The organism is Rhizobium sp. ERR 1071 (assembly GCF_007828675.1).
Classification (GTDB): domain Bacteria; phylum Pseudomonadota; class Alphaproteobacteria; order Rhizobiales; family Rhizobiaceae; genus Rhizobium; species Rhizobium dioscoreae.
Genome location: NZ_VITM01000013.1, coordinates 1 through 17988, shown reverse-complemented (window position 1 = coordinate 17988; position 17988 = coordinate 1). Strand labels below are relative to the sequence as shown.

Annotated in this window: 16 protein-coding genes; 13 read left to right on the top strand and 3 right to left on the bottom strand. The window is 60.4% G+C overall.

The annotated features are described in order from the left end of the window. Positions 1 to 8: 8 nt before the first annotated feature. Complete coding sequence (locus FBZ99_RS28570; RefSeq protein ID WP_113354197.1) at positions 9 to 893, bottom strand: methyltransferase domain-containing protein; 885 nt, start codon at positions 891 to 893, stop codon at positions 9 to 11. Between the two features lie 119 nt (positions 894 to 1012). On the opposite strand from FBZ99_RS28570, the gene FBZ99_RS28565 reads away from it, so the two are divergent. From FBZ99_RS28565 to FBZ99_RS28545, 5 genes are read left to right on the top strand one after another with little or no spacing between them, the layout of a single operon-like run. Next, positions 1013 to 1789 carry a ComF family protein gene (locus tag FBZ99_RS28565; RefSeq protein WP_145636249.1) on the top strand — a complete coding sequence of 259 codons (777 nt, stop codon included), beginning with the start codon at positions 1013 to 1015 and terminating at the stop codon, positions 1787 to 1789. A 30-nt stretch (positions 1790 to 1819) separates the two neighbouring features. Next, positions 1820 to 2077, top strand: a complete 258-nt coding sequence (gene grxC / locus FBZ99_RS28560) for a glutaredoxin 3 (RefSeq protein ID WP_069612956.1) — start codon at positions 1820 to 1822, stop codon at positions 2075 to 2077. A gap of 24 nt (positions 2078 to 2101) precedes the next feature. After that, a complete protein-coding gene (locus FBZ99_RS28555; RefSeq protein WP_145636247.1) occupies positions 2102 to 2959 on the top strand; it encodes a carbon-nitrogen hydrolase family protein in 858 nt (285 codons plus the stop codon). Beyond that, positions 2956 to 3384: a DUF1178 family protein gene (locus tag FBZ99_RS28550; RefSeq protein WP_145636245.1), complete on the top strand. Its 429-nt coding sequence runs from the start codon at positions 2956 to 2958 to the stop codon at positions 3382 to 3384. The genes FBZ99_RS28555 and FBZ99_RS28550 overlap by 4 nt, the downstream gene beginning before the upstream one ends. After that, positions 3384 to 3971, top strand: a complete 588-nt coding sequence (locus FBZ99_RS28545; RefSeq protein ID WP_113332338.1) for a DUF3291 domain-containing protein — start codon at positions 3384 to 3386, stop codon at positions 3969 to 3971. The genes FBZ99_RS28550 and FBZ99_RS28545 overlap by 1 nt, the downstream gene beginning before the upstream one ends. Before the next feature lie 21 nt (positions 3972 to 3992). Here FBZ99_RS28545 and ubiG read toward each other — a convergent pair whose 3' ends face one another. Beyond that, positions 3993 to 4745, bottom strand: a complete 753-nt coding sequence (ubiG, locus tag FBZ99_RS28540) for a bifunctional 2-polyprenyl-6-hydroxyphenol methylase/3-demethylubiquinol 3-O-methyltransferase UbiG (RefSeq protein ID WP_145636243.1) — start codon at positions 4743 to 4745, stop codon at positions 3993 to 3995. 263 nt (positions 4746 to 5008) lie between these two features. On the opposite strand from ubiG, the gene FBZ99_RS28535 reads away from it, so the two are divergent. From FBZ99_RS28535 to clpB, 7 genes are all read left to right on the top strand, one after another. Further along, positions 5009 to 5635, top strand: coding sequence for a hypothetical protein (locus tag FBZ99_RS28535; RefSeq protein WP_113332336.1), 627 nt, complete (start codon positions 5009 to 5011; stop codon positions 5633 to 5635). 171 nt (positions 5636 to 5806) lie between these two features. Continuing rightward, positions 5807 to 7081, top strand: a complete 1275-nt coding sequence (locus FBZ99_RS28530) for an aspartate kinase (protein ID WP_069612962.1) — start codon at positions 5807 to 5809, stop codon at positions 7079 to 7081. 100 nt (positions 7082 to 7181) lie between these two features. Further along, positions 7182 to 9449, top strand: a complete 2268-nt coding sequence (gene ptsP / locus FBZ99_RS28525; protein WP_113354191.1) for a phosphoenolpyruvate--protein phosphotransferase — start codon at positions 7182 to 7184, stop codon at positions 9447 to 9449. A gap of 94 nt (positions 9450 to 9543) precedes the next feature. Next, entirely contained in the window at positions 9544 to 10623 is a 1080-nt protein-coding gene (gene prfA, locus FBZ99_RS28520) for a peptide chain release factor 1 (protein ID WP_113332334.1), read from the top strand. Continuing rightward, on the top strand, positions 10620 to 11495 hold the full coding sequence (gene prmC / locus FBZ99_RS28515) for a peptide chain release factor N(5)-glutamine methyltransferase (protein WP_145636240.1): 876 nt from the start codon (positions 10620 to 10622) through the stop codon (positions 11493 to 11495). The genes prfA and prmC overlap by 4 nt, the downstream gene beginning before the upstream one ends. A 346-nt stretch (positions 11496 to 11841) precedes the next feature. Further along, complete coding sequence (locus tag FBZ99_RS28510; protein WP_095435959.1) at positions 11842 to 12537, top strand: DUF4167 domain-containing protein; 696 nt, start codon at positions 11842 to 11844, stop codon at positions 12535 to 12537. A gap of 385 nt (positions 12538 to 12922) precedes the next feature. After that, positions 12923 to 15523, top strand: coding sequence for an ATP-dependent chaperone ClpB (clpB, locus tag FBZ99_RS28505; RefSeq protein WP_145636238.1), 2601 nt, complete (start codon positions 12923 to 12925; stop codon positions 15521 to 15523). Positions 15524 to 15629: 106 nt separating this feature from the next. On the opposite strand, the gene FBZ99_RS28500 is transcribed toward clpB, so the two are convergent. After that, positions 15630 to 17570 (bottom strand): M23 family metallopeptidase, encoded by a 1941-nt coding sequence (locus FBZ99_RS28500; protein ID WP_145636231.1) that lies wholly within the window; start codon positions 17568 to 17570, stop codon positions 15630 to 15632. Between FBZ99_RS28500 and FBZ99_RS28495 the strand changes: the two genes are divergently transcribed. After that, a complete protein-coding gene (locus FBZ99_RS28495; protein ID WP_145636228.1) occupies positions 17557 to 17937 on the top strand; it encodes a hypothetical protein in 381 nt (126 codons plus the stop codon). The genes FBZ99_RS28500 and FBZ99_RS28495 overlap by 14 nt on opposite strands. Positions 17938 to 17988: the final 51 nt, after the last annotated feature.

The following is a 17988-nucleotide window of genomic DNA, read 5'->3' as shown; positions in this document are numbered from 1 at the left end:
GCGACCGCCTATTGCTTGAGCTTGTGTTCCTCGACCTTGAGCGCATCGGCCAACCGCGCCTTGGCCGAACCAGGCCGCAGCGGCTTCTGCTGGCTTTCGTGCGGCGTCCAGCCTGAGACGTAGATGATGGAGAATGTCGCCCTGATCCGCCCGTCCGGATCGGAATAGCGTTCGGCGTAAAGCTCGGCCGCACGCAGGAAGAAGGCACGCGTCAGCGGTTTGCGGCTGCGGTCGACCAGCGGATTGGTCATGCCCATGGCGCGCAGGTCGCGCATCAGGGCAAAGAGATTGTCGTAGCGCACCGTATAGGTTTCGGCGTCGATGACGGGCAAGGTAAAGCCGGCACGCTGCAGGAGGCCACCGACATCGCGGACATCGGCAAAGGGGATGACGCGCGGGCTTGCGCCCCCCGTCAGTTCGATTTCGGTCGCGAGCAGCACGTCGCGCAATTCCTGCAGGGTTCCAGAGCCGGGGATCGCCGCCAGGAAAAGACCATCCGCCTTCAGCGCGCGGCGGATCTGGATGAAGACGCCGGGCGTGTCGTTTGTGACATGCAGGCTAAGCGGCGAAAGCACGAGATTGACCGATTCCGGCTCCAGCGGCAGTTCTTCCGGCGGCGCTTCGATAAGGGTCTCGCCGGGAGCGGCAAAACCCATTTCGCTTTCGATCCTTTTCAAATGGCTGATCTTGCCGGTTGCCAGAGCCAGATGCGCAGCTACGCCGGTCGTGCCATGCAGCTCGACGGCTTCGTCGAAATGGCGTTCGGTGACGCCAAGCCGCTCCGCCAGTTCGCCGGCGGCAATGTCGAGCAGGAATGCCGCTTTCGGGTCGCCTTGTCTCAAGGCCCGGCGCTTGCGGGCTGCAAGCAGCGATTGGTCGAACACGATTTCCATGGTGGTTTCCTGCACTATCATCAATTCGGCGGCGCGTGCCGGGCACGCGCGTTTTCTCTTGCGCAATTCCGGACGGAAAACCGCTATACACTTTTCCCGGAATTGCTAGTGTCAATCATATGGGGATGATGGGACGCGAAATCACCTTGTCTATGCTGGGCGCCGGGCTGAAAAGACCCTGGATGGCTCTTGCCGATCTGGTCTATCCGCCGGCCTGCCCGGGTTGTGGCGTTTCCCTCGGCGCGCATCGCGGTCTTTGCGCGGCATGCTGGTCGGGCATTCGCTTTATCGAGCGGCCCTATTGCGAGGTGCTCGGCAGTCCGTTCTCCCATGATCTTGGCGCTGGCATCCTCAGCGCAGAGGCGATTGCCGATCCGCCCGTCTTCGACCGCCTGCGCTCCGCCGCCGTTCACGACGGCATCGTCCGGGATCTCGTTCTGAGCCTGAAGTATCGCGATCGCACCGATCTCGCGCCGATGATGGCCGGCTGGATGCTGCGTGCCAGCGACGGCACGATTGCGGATTGCGATGCGATCATTCCGGTGCCGCTGCACCGGGCGCGGCTGTTTGCGCGCAAATACAATCAGGCTGCCGAGCTTGCTCGCCACATTGCCCGTCTTTCAGGCAAGCCGCTGCTCGCCGCAACGCTCCTGCGCGTCAAACGCACGAGCCAGCAGGTGGGTCTCGGGGCGAAGGCGCGACAGGACAATGTGCGCGGTGCTTTCGCCGTCTCCGAGCATCGGGCGGCCGATATATTCGGGCGGCGCGTCGTTCTGGTCGATGATGTCTATACCACGGGCGCCACGGTTGCCGCGGCCACGCGCGCACTGAAGAAAGCAGGTGCGGCCGATGTCACGGTTTTGACCTTTGCAAGGGTCGTCGGCCATCTTATATGACAATCAATCTAGGCTTTTCCGGAGTGGATCATGGCATCCGTCGTCATCTATACGCGTGAATTCTGCGGCTATTGCGCCCGTGCGAAATCTCTGCTCGAATCCAAAGGCGTCGATTATGTCGAGCACAACGCCACCTATTCGCCCGAACTGCGGCAGGAGATGATCGCGAAGTCGAACGGCGCCGCGACCTTCCCGCAGATCTTCATCAATGGTGAGCATGTCGGCGGCTGCGACGACATCCATGCGCTCGACCGGGCCGGCAAGCTCGATCCGATGCTGGCTGCCTGACCTGTCTTTACGAGGGAGAAACCGATGAGCTTCAAGGCTGCCGCCGTCCAGATGTGTTCCGGTGTCGATCCGGTGAAGAACGCGGCTGATATGGCGCGCCTGGTGCGCGACGCCGCTTCGCAGGGTGCTGTCTATGTGCAAACGCCGGAGATGACCGGCGCGGTGCAGAAGGATCGTCCGGGCCTGCGCGCTGTGCTGCGTGACGAGCCGAACGATATCATCGTCAAGACGGCGTCCGGACTGGCAGAAGAGCTCGGCATATACCTGCATATCGGTTCGACTGCCATTGCGCTCGATGACGGCAAGATCGCCAATCGTGGCTTCCTCTTCGGTCCCGACGGCAAGCTCATCAATCGCTACGACAAGATCCATATGTTCGACGTCGATCTTGACAATGGCGAGAGCTGGCGCGAAAGCGCCGTCTATCGGCCGGGGTCGGAGGCGCGCATCGCATCGCTGCCGTTCGCCGAACTCGGCTTTTCCATCTGCTACGATGTGCGCTTTCCGCAGCTCTTCCGCGCCCAGGCCGTTGCTGGCGCCGAGGTGATGACGGTACCTGCCGCCTTCACAAAGCAGACCGGTGAAGCGCATTGGGAAATTCTGCTGCGCGCCCGCGCCATCGAAAACGGCATGTTCGTCATTGCCGCCGCGCAGGCCGGCAAGCATGAGGACGGCCGTGAGACTTTCGGCCATTCGATGATCATCGATCCCTGGGGCAAGGTGCTGGCATCCGCCGGTGGCACGGGCGAGGCCGTGGTCATCGCCGAGATCGATATCGCTGCCGTCAAATCAGCCCATGACAAGATACCGAACCTGAAGAATGCGCGCGAATTTTCGCTGGAGAAGATCGCGACGCCGGCGGCTGGAGGCGTCGCTGCTTGATCCGTTATTCGCTTACCTGTGACAATGCCCATGAGTTCGAGGGCTGGTTTGCCGAAAGTGCCGATTTCGACCGCCAGGTCGCAAGCGGTTTTCTCACCTGTCCGGTCTGTAATTCGGCTGCGATCTCCAAGCAGCTGATGGCGCCTTCGGTTTCGACCGCGCGCAAGAAGGACGAGATGCAGACGCTTGCCATGGATGCCGCCCGCAAGGAGGCGATGGCCAAGCTCAAGGAAGCGGTCGACGCCATCAAGGCCAATGCCGAGGATGTCGGCGCCAAATTCCCGGAAGAGGCCCGCAAGATCCATTACGGCGAAGCAGATGCGCGTGGGATCATCGGCAAGGCGACGCCTGATGAGGCGCAGGCCCTTGTCGAGGAGGGTATCGAGATCGCAGCCATTCCCGTGTTGCCAGACGATATCAACTGATGCCGGCGACCGGCAGCAAACATCTCGCCATGTATAATTTCGGGCTGCATGTCGCGGCCTACGAGAGTCCTGAGGTCGAGGGATTTCGGCTGCGCGAGGCGGCGAATTTCGAGGCTGCTGCCCGGGCTGATGGCTTTATCGGTCGATCCGGTTATTCCGGCGAACCGGGCGTTCCCTGTTGGGGTCAACAGGTCTTTCCGCGTTTCATCGAGGGCAGCGGCTTTCAGACGGCGCCATCGTCACTGTCGCTCTGGGCCGATATCGAATCGCTGATGGCATTCACCTATAGCGGCGTGCATGCCGACGCCCTGAAAGGCGCGCGACACTGGAACCTCAGGCAGAGCTGGCCGCCGCTTGTCCTTTGGTGGGTGGATCACGGGACCATTCCGGAATGGAGGGATGGCGTCGAGCGCCTGGAACATTTGCACGATCATGGTGCCGGCCCGGCTGCCTTCTCGTTCAAGCAGCCCTATGGGCCTGCTGGCCGGCCTCAGGAGATCGATCGCCTTCGCATTAAAGAGATCGTTGCTCGCAACGCCGTGGGCCAGAGCGAGTTGCTGGCACACGTGCTGACATTGAAGGTCTGAGGCGGATTCGCAGATGCACGATCAGCCCAAGTTCGCTCGCTTCGCCAGAAGCATGTAGTTGACGTCCATATCCTTCGAGAGGTTCCAGCGGTCCTGCAGCGGCGAATAGAAGACGCCTGTGCGGGCAATGATATCGAGGCCGCTTGCGGCAAGCGGCTTTTCGATTTCCTCCGGGCGGACCAGCTTTTCATACTGGTGCGTACCGCGGGGCAGCCAGCGAAGCACGTTTTCGGCGGCGAAGATGGCAAGGGCTGCCGCCTTCATGGTGCGGTTGATGGTCGCAACGAACATCAAGCCGCCGGGACGCACCATTTTTGCGCAGGTCGACAGGAAGAATTCGACGTCGGCGACATGCTCGACCACTTCCATGTTCAGCACGATATCGAAGGTTTCGCCGGCTTCGGCCAGCTGCTCGGCGGTGACGGCTCGGTAGTCGACGGGAACGCCGGAGGCTTTCGCGTGCGTCGAGGCGATGCCGATGTTCTTTTCCGAGGGATCGGCGCCGATGACGGTGGCGCCCATGCGCGCTACCGGTTCCGACAGCAGACCGCCGCCGCAGCCGATGTCGAGCACGCGAAGGCCCTCAAGCGGTCGGCTGCTCTTCGGATCGCGGTCGAAATTCTCGCAGGCGCGGTCGCGGATATATGCCAGACGGACCGGATTGAACTTGTGAAGCGGTTTGAACTTGCCGGTCGGGCTCCACCACTCAGCCGCCATGGCGGAAAAACGGTCCACTTCGCTCTGGTCGATCGTGCTCTTTGCCGTTTCGCTCATGGCTCACTCCATCATTTGCGTCGTTCTGCGGTTCGCACGACTGCAAGCAATAATTCTACCTGAAGGGTGAAGTCGGACGATCGATGCGCGATGTCAAGGGCCTGCGGCCTTCGATCAGCTGTGGGGTATCTCGATTGCGCGATGCGAATTGCGGTGCGGAGGTTGACATGGCGGTATCTTATGGCCGATCAATCGCCGGGTTGTGAAATGGACTTTCGGAACCGGGATCGATTGCGATCGACTGGCCTGTAGAGGAGCTCCTCATGAGACCACTCCGTCTCGCGACGGTCGTCGCCATGTGCTGGTTTGCGGCCAGCCATGCATGCGCCGGGGACGGCAAGGGGTTTCGCCTGACGATCGACGGAGTCAGCGTCGGCATCAATCCCGGCGATACGCTCGAAGTCACCATGAAGGATGGCCGCAAGGTCCCGGTGGAGCTGCAGCGCAGCGAGACGGTGACCTTCACCGGCGGCAAATTCTCCTTCGATCATGATGGCAAGTTCACGGTTGCAAAGACGGATCTCGGCGACGGCGTGCAGCAATATGCGCTGATGACGCCGATCGGCACGGGCATCATCGTGCAGGTCTATAAGGGTCTTAACCCTTCCAGCTATACCGATGTCGTACTCCAGCAGATGGTGCAGGAGAGCATCAATGGCGGCGCGAAAATCAGCAAGCGAGCGACCCAGCGCACATTGCCGAGCGGTACCGTGCTGAAGGGCGTGAAGGCCGAGACGACCACGGACGACGACGTCATGGAATATGAGATCGTCGCGACCGGCCGGCCGGAAGGCGGCGTGCTTGTCGCCACCTTCCTCAACAAAGAAAATATCCCCAAGGAAGGGGGCATTCTCGACAAGCTCTGGTCGACCTTAAAAGTGGATTTTTAGAGTAAACTTTTCGTCGCCTCTGGCGTCCGATGCTATTGCGCCTGCCCGACAAACTCGCTAAGAGACGGCCCCATTGAGATCACGCTTTTCCGGCTACCGAACCGGAAGGGCGATTTTGCATGTCGGGCTTTCCGCATTCGGCCGCCCGGCGCAGGGTACTGGTAGAGGCACATGGCACGCATCGTGATGAAATTCGGCGGGACCTCCGTCGCGGATCTGGACCGTATCAAGAACGTTGCACGCCATGTGAAACGCGAGGTCGATGCCGGTCACGAAGTGGCAGTCGTCGTTTCCGCCATGTCCGGCAAGACCAACGAACTGGTCGGCTGGGTCCAGAACATGCCGAAAGTCTCCGGCGCCAATCACTCGATCTACGATGCACGCGAATATGACGCCGTCGTGGCTTCGGGCGAGCAGGTCACCTCCGGCCTGCTGGCGATTGCGCTGCAGGCCATGGGCATCAACGCCCGTTCGTGGCAGGGTTGGCAGATCCCCATCCGCACCGACAATGCGCATGGTGCGGCCCGCATTCTCGACATCGACGGCGAAGACATGATCCGCCGCATGAAGGAAGGGCAGGTCGCCGTCGTCGCCGGGTTCCAGGGTCTCGGTCCCGACAATCGCGTCGCGACGCTCGGCCGCGGCGGTTCCGACACGTCGGCCGTTGCGATCGCCGCCGCCGTGAAGGCCGATCGCTGCGATATCTACACGGATGTCGATGGCGTCTACACGACCGACCCGCGCATCGAGCCGAAGGCGCGCCGCCTCAAGAAGATCGCCTTCGAGGAAATGCTCGAAATGGCGTCTCTCGGTGCGAAGGTGCTGCAGGTGCGCTCGGTTGAGCTCGCCATGGTGTTCAAGGTCCGCACTTTCGTGCGCTCTTCTTTCGAGGATCCCGATGCTCCGGGCATGGGCGATCTGCTTAACCCGCCCGGAACGCTGATTTGTGACGAGGAAGAAATCGTGGAACAGGAAGTAGTCACCGGCATTGCCTATGCCAAGGATGAGGCTCAGATCTCGCTGCGTCGTCTTGCCGACCGGCCGGGTGTTTCCGCTGCGATCTTCGGGCCGCTGGCCGAAAACCACATCAATGTCGACATGATCGTTCAGAACATTTCCGAAGACGGCTCCAAGACCGATATGACCTTCACGGTGCCCTCGGGCGACGTCGAGAAGGCGCTGCGCGTTCTTGGCGAAAACAAGGAAAAGATCGGCTACGACGTCGTCCAGAGCGAATCAGGTCTGGTCAAGGTTTCCGTCATCGGCATCGGTATGCGCTCGCATGCAGGCGTAGCTGCGACCGCTTTCAGGGCACTTGCCGAAAAAGGCATCAACATCAAGGCCATTACGACGTCAGAAATCAAGATTTCCATCCTGATCGACGGTCCTTATGCAGAACTCGCAGTCAGGACTTTGCATTCCTGCTACGGTCTGGATAAGAGTTGAGTCACGACTGCTGACGACGGACCGTGACGGAGGCGAGTTTCGGCCGGCCCTGACGTGGGCAAGACGGGCATGACATCTTGATTCGGGAGCTAGTGGCGCAATGAGAGACCTATCCGGCGGTCCACGCGTTCTGCTCAAGCGGCTACGCGAATTGATGGCGGAGCCGCTGGAGCCGCAGGAGCGCCTTGACCGGATCGTCCGCCAGATTGCCAGCAATATGGTTGCCGAGGTTTGCTCGGTCTATGTGCTGCGCGCCGACGGTGTCCTTGAGCTTTATGCCACCGAGGGTCTGAATAAAGAGGCCGTCCACCTTTCGCAATTGAAGATGGGGCAAGGCCTGGTCGGCACGATTGCCGCATCCGCCCAGCCGCTCAATCTTTCCGATGCACAATCGCATCCGGCCTTCCGCTACCTTCCGGAAACCGGCGAAGAGATCTATCACTCCTTCCTCGGCGTGCCGATCCTGCGCACCGGCCGTTCGCTCGGCGTTCTCGTCGTCCAGAACAAGGCGAGCCGCAATTATCGCGAGGAAGAGCTGGAGGCGCTCGAAACGACGGCCATGGTGCTGGCCGAGATGATCGCGACCGGCGAGCTGAAGAAGATCACCAAGCCTGGCCTGGAACTCGATCTCACTCGCTCCGTTACGATCGATGGCGACAGCTACAATGAAGGCATCGGCCTCGGCTATGTCGTGCTGCACGAGCCGCGCATCGTCGTCACCAATCTCTTGAACGAGGATGCCGACAAGGAAATCGGCCGCCTCGCCGAGGCACTCGGTTCGCTGCGCATTTCGATCGACGACATGCTGTCGCGCCGTGACGTGTCCATGGAAGGTGAGCATCGCGAGGTGCTTGAGACCTACCGCATGTTCGCGCACGACCAGGGCTGGGTGCGCAAGCTTGAGGAAGCCGTCCGCAACGGCCTGACCGCTGAAGCCGCCGTCGAAAAGGTGCAGAGTGACACAAAGGCGCGCATGATGCGCCTGACCGATCCCTATCTGCGCGAACGCATGCACGATTTCGAAGATCTGGCGAACCGGCTTTTGCGGCAGCTCATTGGACATTCAGGCCGTACCAGCGCGGAAGGCTTCCCGAACGATGCGGTCATTTTCGCGCGTGCGATGGGCGCGGCTGAACTGCTCGATTATCCCCGCGCCAATATTCGCGGCCTGGTGCTGGAAGAGGGCGCTGTCACGAGCCACGTCGTCATCGTGGCACGCGCCATGGGCATTCCGGTCGTCGGACAGGCGGTAGGTGTCGTTGCGCTGGCCGAAAACGGCGATCCGGTCATCATCGACGGCGACGGTGGTCATGTACACCTGCGGCCGATGGCTGATCATCAGCGCTCCTATGAAGAGAAGGTCCGGTTCCGTGCCCGTAGGCAGGAGCAGTTCCGGGCTCTGCGTTCCGTCGAGCCGATCACAAAGGACGGGCAGCGCATTTCGCTGCTGATGAATGCCGGTCTGCTGGTAGACCTGCCGCAACTTGCGGAATCCGGAGCCGAGGGCATCGGTCTGTTCCGCACCGAACTGCAGTTCATGATCGCCTCGACCATGCCGAAGGCGGATGAACAGGAAGCCTTCTATCGCAATGTCATGAAGCAGGCGGGTGGCCGTATCGTCACCTTCCGCACGCTCGATATCGGCGGCGACAAGGTCGTTCCCTATTTCCGAGCGCATGAGGAAGAAAACCCCGCGCTCGGCTGGCGCGCCATCCGCCTCTCGCTCGATCGTCCAGGCCTGTTGCGCACGCAGCTCAGGGCTATGCTCAGGGCGGCAGCCGACAGCGAATTGAAGATGATGGTGCCGATGGTCACGGAAGTCTCCGAGATCCGAGCCGTGCGTGAACTTCTGCAAAAGGAAGTGCAGCACCTTTCGCGCTTCGGGCACGGCCTGCCGCGCAAGCTGCAGTTCGGCGCAATGCTCGAGGTGCCCGCGCTGCTGTGGCAGCTGGACGAGCTGATGGCGGAGGTCGATTTCGTCTCGGTCGGCTCCAACGACCTGTTCCAGTTCTCGATGGCGGTCGATCGTGGCAATGCCCGCGTTTCGGATCGCTTCGATCCGCTCGAGCGGCCGTTTCTGCGTATCCTGCGCGATATTGTGCGGGCTGGCGAACGCAACAAGACGCCGGTAACGCTTTGCGGCGAACTGGCGGGCAAGACGATTTCGGCCATGGCCCTGCTCGGCATCGGTTTCCGCTCGGTTTCGATGTCGCCGGCCTCGATCGGGCCGGTCAAAGCAATGCTGCTCGGGCTTGACCTCAAGGCCTTGTCCGAGGTCATGGAAGCCGCACTCGATGACAAGCAGCCGACGAATTCCATGCGGGATATCCTTGTGCACTTTGCCGAGAGCCACAATATTCCGCTTTAGCGCGCGATCCTGAAAAGCATAAAGCGGTTTTGCAGGCAGGATCATGCGCATCACAACATCAAAGCAGAGATAATAAGAAGAATTGGAGTAGAGGGTGGCGAAGCTCCCTGTTGAAAAAATGCGCGAATTGGAACGCCGCTTCGGCGAGATCGAGGCGCGCATGTCCGCCGGTCCGGCCGCGGATGTCTATGTGAAGCTTGCTTCCGAATATTCCGAGCTGCAGCCGGTTGTGACCAAAATCCGCGATTATGAGCGTGCCCTTGCCGAGGCTGCCGATCTCGAAACCATGCTCTCCGATAAATCCGTCGATCGCGACATGCGCGATCTTGCCGAAATGGAGCTGCCCGAGGTCAGGGAGCGAATCGAGACGCTGGAAAAGGCGATCCAGATCGAGCTTCTGCCGAAGGATGCCGCCGACGAGAAGAGCGCGATCCTGGAAATCCGCGCCGGCACTGGCGGCTCGGAAGCGGCCCTTTTCGCTGGCGATCTCTTCCGCATGTATGAGCGTTTTGCCGCCAGCAATGGCTGGAAGGTGGAAGTGCTTTCGGCGAGCGAGGGCGAAGCGGGTGGTTTCAAGGAAATCATCGCCACCATCAGCGGCAAGGGCGTATTTTCCCGATTGAAGTTCGAATCCGGCGTTCACCGCGTGCAGCGTGTGCCGGAAACCGAGGCGAGCGGGCGTATTCATACTTCTGCGGCGACCGTCGCCGTGCTGCCGGAAGCCGAAGAAATCGATATCGAGATCCGGCCTGAGGATATCCGCATCGACACCATGCGCTCTTCAGGTGCCGGTGGTCAGCACGTCAACACGACCGACTCGGCCGTGCGCATCACCCATCTTCCCTCGGGTATCGTTGTCACCAGCTCGGAAAAGTCGCAGCATCAGAACCGCGCTAAAGCCATGCAGGTCCTGCGGTCTCGCCTGTTCGACATGGAGCGCCAGCGGGCCGACAGCGAGCGTTCCGCCGACCGCAAGAGCCAGGTCGGCTCCGGCGATCGGTCCGAGCGCATCCGCACCTATAATTTCCCGCAGGGGCGCGTCACCGATCACCGCATCAACCTGACGCTCTACAAGCTCGACCGGATGATGGTGGGCGAGATCGACGAGGTGGTCGATGCGCTGCTGGCGGATTATCAGGCGAGCCAGCTCGCCCAGCTCGGCGAACAGGCATGAGTGGCGGGCAGGGGCCGACCGCATCCGAGCTCCTGCAGGAGGCGCGCGCCCGATTTGCCGGGGCCGATCTCGACGATCCCGCCACGGAAGCACGCATTCTTGTCGGCGGCCTTCTGCATCTTTCTGCGACCGGCCTCGTGACGCACGGTTTCGAGCCCGTATCCGAGGATGACGTGGTGATGATACGTGCGGCGATCGATCGTCGGCTCAATCATGAGCCGGTCTATCGCATTCTCGGCGAGCGGGAATTCTATGGTCTCTCGCTGCGGCTTTCGGCTGCAACGCTCGAACCGCGGCCCGATACGGAAATTCTCGTCGATACGATGCTGCCACATGTCAGGCGTCTTGAATCCCAGATCGGCAATATCCATATACTGGACATCGGGACGGGGACCGGGGCCATTTGTTTGGCCCTGCTTCGTGAATGCCCTAAAGCAATGGGCGTTGGTTCCGATATTTCCAGCGAAGCGCTGGAAACCGCTCGCGGGAACGCGGAGCGAAATGGCCTGGCGGCGCGGTTCAGAACTGTGCAAGGGAGCTGGTTTGAAGCCATCCACGAACGTTTTCACGTGATTGTCTCAAATCCGCCCTATATTGCGTCTAGTGTCATTTCCACTCTCGCTCCAGAAGTAAAGGATTTCGATCCTCCCACGGCCCTTGATGGGGGCCTTGATGGGCTGGATGCATACAGGGCGATCGCAAAGGATGCGGCTCGATTTCTATATCAGAACGGTATGATTGGTGTGGAGATCGGCTACGATCAGCGTGAAACGGTGACTTCGGTTTTTGAAGGAGCAGGATTTTCCCTTGTCGAGGCGGTTCGGGACTACGGCCAGAACGACCGGGTTCTTGTGTTTGAATTTCAACATTAACGTGACATTTTGCAGCGGATTTGTGGAACCCCGTTGTTATCGCAAAGAAAAAGCTTGGATTTCCTGAGGAAGCAATATAGGTTGCGCTCACGCGTTGGGCGGCTGGGAATGAACGAGACGATTCGCTCATCTTGGACAGCCTCGGGGATCCGCTCTCTGATAAGAGTGTCAAAGGTTGAAGATAACCCAATGCGTGATCAGTTAATCTGACGTAGTCGAGCGGCAGACGAGCGCTAAAGCGCAGTTTGCTTGCGGCACGCAGGCCCCGGTTCGGAAGTATCCGACCCGCGGCGGCAGGTGCCGTGTATGATTTTATCCCAACGAAGAGAATTCAGGTGAAGGATCTATGAGGCCAGGACAGCAAAACAAGCGCGGTCGGGGGCGTGGTAATAACAACAACGGCGGCGGCGGAAATAACAACAACAATTTCAACCGCAAGGGCTCGAACCCGCTGACCAGGACTTACGACAGCTCCGGTCCCGATGTGAAAATCCGCGGAACCGCACAGCACATCGCCGAGAAGTACGCGGCCTTGGCTCGCGATGCTCAAAGCTCCGGCGACCGCGTCATGGCGGAAAACTACCTGCAGCATGCCGAGCACTACAATCGGATCATTGCCAGCGCCCAGGCGCAGATGCAGGAGCGCTACCAGCGCGACGATCATCACAATTACAATGACCGCGATAATGCCGAGCGCGATATCGACGATATCGATGCGCAGGAGATTGACGATCAGCCGCAGATGGCTCAGCCCCACGGTCGCCAGCAGCAGGCTGCTCCAGCGGTTGCTGCCGCTCCGGCCAGCGAGCCCGAGGTCATCAATGGCACCGGTCCGCAGCCGGTGATCGAAGGGATTCCGGCCGAAGTGGCGATCGAAGAGGAAACTCCGGCCGTGGCCGCCACCGAGCGCCAGCCGCGCCGCCGCAGTGCCGGCGGTAACCGCCCGCGCCGCCAGCCGCGCCGCAGCGCTGCCGGTGGCGACGGTGAGGGCGAAGCCGCTTCGGGCGAAGCTCCGGCCTTGGCGGACGCAACCTCGGAATAAGGCCCATACGCTTTCGGGCGCAGTCGGCAGAAATTGAAACGGCAACGGCAGTGCGAGATGCGCTGCCGTTGCCGTTTTGCTATGGGCGAATGGAAAGGGCTGAATGGTCATCAGGTAGCGAGAGAGAAAGATTCGCTACCATCGACCGTCGAAGCTGGGTTTAGCTGAGGGAACCGGCCAATAAGTCGGCGCGATTTGCCAACCAAACCCCGCGCTTTTTTCGCGTTTTGCACCCTTTAAACTCTTCAAATAGCCTCCCATATCTCCTCCAGTTGTCTTGCTGCAAATCTCAATGGCGGTAAGGCGGGGCTCGCCTCTAGAGGGGGCTCAATCTCAATCATCGGTCTGTGCCGGGTCCGGGCAGAGCGATTCATGGAGGTCTCATATGAATATTGAAAAATACTCCGAGCGGGTACGCGGTTTTCTGCAATCCGCCCAAACCAATGCGCTTGCACAGGGTAATCAGCAGTTCACGCCCGAGCACGTTCTCAAGGTGCTTCTGGACGACGATCAGGGCATGGCCGCCTCGTTGATTGAACGTGCCGGCGGCGATGCCAAAGCTGCCCGTATCGCCAATGATGCCGCGCTTGCCAAGCTGCCGAAGGTTTCCGGCGGTGACGGCCAGGTCTATCTCTCACAGCCGCTCGCCAAGGTTTTCACGACTGCAGAAGATGCGGCCAAGAAGGCGGGCGATAGTTTCGTCACCGTCGAGCGTCTCTTGCAAGCTTTGGCGATCGAACCCTCGGCTTCCACGTCGGCAACCCTGAAGAATGCCGGCGTGACCCCTGTTGCCCTCAATCAGGTCATCAACGATATCCGCAAGGGCCGCACGGCTGACTCCGCCAATGCGGAGCAAAGCTTCGATTCCTTGAAAAAATATGCCCGAGACCTCACCGCCGAGGCTCGCGAAGGCAAGCTCGACCCTGTGATCGGCCGTGACGATGAAATTCGTCGCACGATTCAGGTCCTGTCCCGCCGTACGAAGAACAATCCTGTGTTGATCGGTGAGCCCGGCGTCGGCAAGACGGCGATCGTCGAAGGCTTGGCGCTACGTATCGTCAATGGCGACGTGCCGGAATCGCTGAAGGACAAGAAGCTGATGGCGCTCGACATGGGCGCGCTGATTGCCGGTGCGAAATTCCGCGGCGAGTTCGAAGAGCGGCTGAAGGCCGTGCTCAACGAAGTGCAGTCGGAAAATGGCGAGATCATCCTCTTCATCGATGAAATGCACACCCTTGTTGGTGCCGGCAAGGCCGACGGTGCGATGGATGCATCCAACCTGCTGAAGCCTGCGCTCGCGCGTGGCGAACTGCACTGCGTCGGCGCGACCACGCTCGATGAATACCGCAAGCATGTCGAGAAGGATCCTGCCCTTGCCCGCCGCTTCCAGCCTGTCATGGTTGAGGAACCGACGGTCGAAGACACGATCTCGATCCTGCGTGGCTTGAAGGAAAAATATGAGCAGCATCACAAGGTGCGCATCGCCGATGCCGCTCTGGTGGCTGCTGCAACCCTGTCGAACCGCTACATCACCGATCGCTTCCTGCCGGATAAGGCCATCGACCTGATGGACGAGGCAGCGGCGCGTCTGCGTATGCAGGTGGATTCCAAGCCGGAAGAGCTCGATGAACTCGATCGCCGCATCATCCAGCTGAAGATCGAGCGTGAGGCGCTGAAGAAGGAAACCGACCAGTCTTCCGCCGACCGGCTGAAGCGGCTGGAGGGCGATCTTGCTTCGCTGGAAGAGGAAGCCGATGCGCTGACCGCGCGCTGGCAGGCGGAAAAGCAGAAGCTCGGTCTTGCCGCCGATCTCAAGAAGCAGCTCGACGATGCCCGCAACGAACTCGCCATTGCCCAGCGCAAGGGTGAATTCCAGCGTGCAGGCGAGCTTGCCTATGGCGTGATCCCCAATCTTGAGAAGGAATTGCACGCCGCGGAAGAGCAGGATAGTGCCCGCGATTCCATGGTGCAGGAGGTCGTTACCGCCGACAATATCGCCCAGGTCGTTTCCCGCTGGACCGGGATTCCCGTGGACAAGATGCTGGAAGGCGAGCGCGACAAGCTGCTGCGGATGGAAGACGAGCTGGCAAAATGGGTCGTCGGCCAGGGTGACGCCGTTCAGGCTGTGTCGCGTGCCGTTCGCCGCTCGCGTGCCGGCCTGCAGGATCCGAACCGGCCGATCGGCTCGTTCATCTTCCTCGGTCCGACGGGTGTCGGCAAGACGGAGTTGACGAAGGCGCTTGCCCGCTTCCTTTTCGACGACGAGACGGCAATGGTGCGTATCGACATGTCCGAATACATGGAGAAGCATTCCGTGGCGCGGTTGATCGGTGCCCCTCCCGGCTATGTCGGCTATGAGGAAGGCGGCGCATTGACCGAAGCCGTCCGCCGCCGGCCCTATCAGGTCGTGCTGTTCGATGAGATCGAGAAGGCGCACCCCGATGTCTTCAACATCCTGCTCCAGGTTCTGGATGACGGACGTTTGACGGACGGACAGGGCCGCACGGTCGATTTCCGCAACACAATGATCATCATGACCTCCAATCTGGGTGCCGAATATCTCACCCAGCTGAAGGACGGCGATGACAGCGATCTGGTGCGCGAGCAGGTAATGGAAGTCGTCCGGTCGCATTTCCGGCCGGAATTCCTGAACCGTATCGACGAGATCATCCTGTTCCATCGCCTGAAGCGCGATGAGATGGGCGCGATCGTGGACATTCAGCTCGAACGTCTGCTGAAGCTGTTGTCGGAACGCAAGATCACGCTCGAACTCGACGACGATGCCCGCCATTGGCTGGCCAACAAGGGCTACGATCCGGTCTACGGTGCACGGCCGCTGAAGCGGGTGATCCAGAAATATGTCCAGGATCCGCTCGCCGAGCAGATCCTGTCCGGGCAGATTCCGGATGGCTCGCTCGTCAAGGTCACCAGCGGTTCGGACCGGCTGTTGTTCCGCCCGCGTCAGGCGGTAAACGAAGCGGCGTAAGCTGGCCGACCGAGTCAACACAGATGGCGGTCTTCGGGCCGCCATTTTGCTATCGGCCGTAGCGTAGTGTTGATAGCTCAGCATGAAATAGGCCGAGCGGCCGAGGCTACTTGCTGGCGATCTGCTTCGTCTTCTCGTCGGTGAGCAGCGTATCGATGCGCTTGCGTTCTTCCTGGAACTTGGCGAGTGCGTCGCCTTCCAGCGATTTGCCGCCGGGAAGGCGGATGCGTAGCGGATCGACTTTCGTGCCGTTGACGATCAGCTCGTAGTGCAGGTGGGGGCCGGTCGCCAGGCCCGTCGAGCCGATAAAGCCGATCACCTGTCCCTGCACCACCTTTGCGCCCGGCACGACGCCTTTGGCGATCGCGCTCTGGTGATTGTAGGAGGAGACGTAGCCATTGGCATGGCGGATCAGTGTCTGATTGCCGAAACCACCTGAATCCCAACCGGCTTTTTCGACGATGCCGTTGCCGGCAGCGATGATCGGCGTGCCGCGCGGGGCTGACCAGTCAACACCGGTATGCATGCGCGCAAAGCCGAGGATCGGGTGGCGGCGCATGCCGAAGCCGGATTTGAAGACGCCGGTGGGAACGGGATTGCGCAGCAGGAACTGCCGGATGCTCTTGCCATTCTCGTCGAAGTAGTCGATCGAATGATCGGTCGGATCCTCGAAGCGATAGAAGCGGGTGACGTTGTCGCCGAACCGGGCGTTGACGTAGAGCAGTTCGGAATCGGCCGTCGCCTGTCCCTTGTCGTCGGTGACCGAGAAGAAGGCTTCCAGCGAATCCGTCGGTTTCAGCTGCGCCTGGAAATCGACATTGCTCGCAAGCAGCTTGACGATCTGCGCCACCATCTCCTTGGTCATGCCGTAGGAAAGGGCGGCGCGGTAGATGCCGTCGTAGACGCTCGGCAGGTCGCGGCCGGCCGCAACAGCTGGCAAGTCGTTATCGAAGGCCGTGGCGATGGCATCGAGCATCGGCGGTGCACTGCCGGCGACGAATTCGCCGCGGTCGTTCTGCGCGATGGTGAGCAGATGTTTCGTGCCGCGATAGATGCTGGCGCGGATGATTTTCGCCTGCTCACCCTTCTGAAGGATGCCGATACGCAACACGTCGCCGGCGGAGACATCGGACGAACCGAAGAGCGGCTGGATCTTGGCTGCGACATCGTCCGCGTCAGCCTTCAGATAACCGGATCCGGTCAGCGCCGCGGCAATCGACATGTTTTCGCGGACGGGAATGATGTCGTCGGCAAATTCTTCCGTCTGCGCGGTCACGGCTTCCGGAGCGGAGACCGACATGTTCTCTTCAACGATGCGGGCTGCAAGGCCCGCCGTCAGATCGACGTCGGGATCGTCATTGGCGAAACGGCGCGGGTCGACATAATAGAGCGCCGAAAGCTGGGTATTGCCGTCCGCCAGCACCGAACCGTTGGAACGGACATTTTCTTCGACCTCATCGAGTGACATGGAGCCGGCGAGCTGGAAGGGAATATCCTTGGTGGGAAAGGCAATCGTCTTCAGGCTGACTTCGGATTCGACGTCCGATCCGTAGATGGCGCCGGTCTTGTTGGCGGGCTGCGGTATGTTTTCGTCGGCGGAAAAGATCGCCAGCGGATCGAAGGGGGGGTAGCTTTCGCTGGCGATGCGATTGGTGGCGAGCGCGATCTTCACATGAGCGAAGGGCTGGCGGCGCACCACCTCCTTGTCGCCATCGCGCACAACGGTCGAAACTTCGAGAATATTGCGGTCGGACGGCTTCGAGGCGATCGCGGTGGAAATCAGCCGGCCGCCGCGGGTGACCTGGTCGTCGGTGGCATTATGATTGTCCGATGTCGCGTAGGCTTCCGCGGGGATCGCCAGCTGCTGGCGGCCGTCAAGTGCGGCAAACAAGGCCACGCCCATCAGGATACTCGACGTCAGGCCTGTCAGAAAGGTGCCGGAAAGCCAACGAAGAGACACTTCGCGCCGATCCGGCGCCCGCCGGCCATCGGCCAGGATAGGCGGCTCGTTACCGAGTGATCGGAGCATCATCTTGTCCGTCATCATGCCGATCGTGATCCGCTTCCTTCATGCGAGCCGCAGGCTGGGGGCGAAGATGTGCATATTTATGACAGGGGTGTCAAATCAACCGGGCGTTTTTTGCGGCGATCCATATGCTGTTTCCCATAAAATGGCAGGGTCGCTGATGAAGATGGGACGCAGAAAGCGGTTTTGCGGCTTGTTCCGTCATCGTGCAGGCGGCCCGACGCTTCATCCAGGATATCTGTGGGTGTTTTTGCAGGCTATTTTCGATGACTACAGGGCATCTTCACAAAACTCACATAAGAATCAATTAGTTATTTGTTTTTTGATTTTTTTCAAAATAGGCCTGTTGACTATATCGGGTTGGGGGGTCTATAAGCCCGATCACTGACGAGGGCGGCGGCGCTGCTGGCGACGAAGTCTCTCGCTCTGGTGTTTCCTG

Excerpts from the sequence above, each read along its gene's own strand:
- FBZ99_RS28570 (WP_113354197.1), bottom strand. The coding sequence starts at position 893 with ATGGAAATCGTGTTCGACCAATCGCTGCTTGCAGCCCGCAAGCGCCGG.
- FBZ99_RS28565 (WP_145636249.1), top strand. The coding sequence starts at position 1,013 with ATGGGGATGATGGGACGCGAAATCACCTTGTCTATGCTGGGCGCCGGG.
- grxC (WP_069612956.1), top strand. The coding sequence starts at position 1,820 with ATGGCATCCGTCGTCATCTATACGCGTGAATTCTGCGGCTATTGCGCC.
- FBZ99_RS28555 (WP_145636247.1), top strand. The coding sequence starts at position 2,102 with ATGAGCTTCAAGGCTGCCGCCGTCCAGATGTGTTCCGGTGTCGATCCG.
- FBZ99_RS28545 (WP_113332338.1), top strand. The coding sequence starts at position 3,384 with ATGCCGGCGACCGGCAGCAAACATCTCGCCATGTATAATTTCGGGCTG.
- ubiG (WP_145636243.1), bottom strand. The coding sequence starts at position 4,745 with ATGAGCGAAACGGCAAAGAGCACGATCGACCAGAGCGAAGTGGACCGT.
- FBZ99_RS28535 (WP_113332336.1), top strand. The coding sequence starts at position 5,009 with ATGAGACCACTCCGTCTCGCGACGGTCGTCGCCATGTGCTGGTTTGCG.
- FBZ99_RS28530 (WP_069612962.1), top strand. The coding sequence starts at position 5,807 with ATGGCACGCATCGTGATGAAATTCGGCGGGACCTCCGTCGCGGATCTG.
- ptsP (WP_113354191.1), top strand. The coding sequence starts at position 7,182 with ATGAGAGACCTATCCGGCGGTCCACGCGTTCTGCTCAAGCGGCTACGC.
- prmC (WP_145636240.1), top strand. The coding sequence starts at position 10,620 with ATGAGTGGCGGGCAGGGGCCGACCGCATCCGAGCTCCTGCAGGAGGCG.
- FBZ99_RS28510 (WP_095435959.1), top strand. The coding sequence starts at position 11,842 with ATGAGGCCAGGACAGCAAAACAAGCGCGGTCGGGGGCGTGGTAATAAC.
- clpB (WP_145636238.1), top strand. The coding sequence starts at position 12,923 with ATGAATATTGAAAAATACTCCGAGCGGGTACGCGGTTTTCTGCAATCC.
- FBZ99_RS28500 (WP_145636231.1), bottom strand. The coding sequence starts at position 17,570 with ATGATGACGGACAAGATGATGCTCCGATCACTCGGTAACGAGCCGCCT.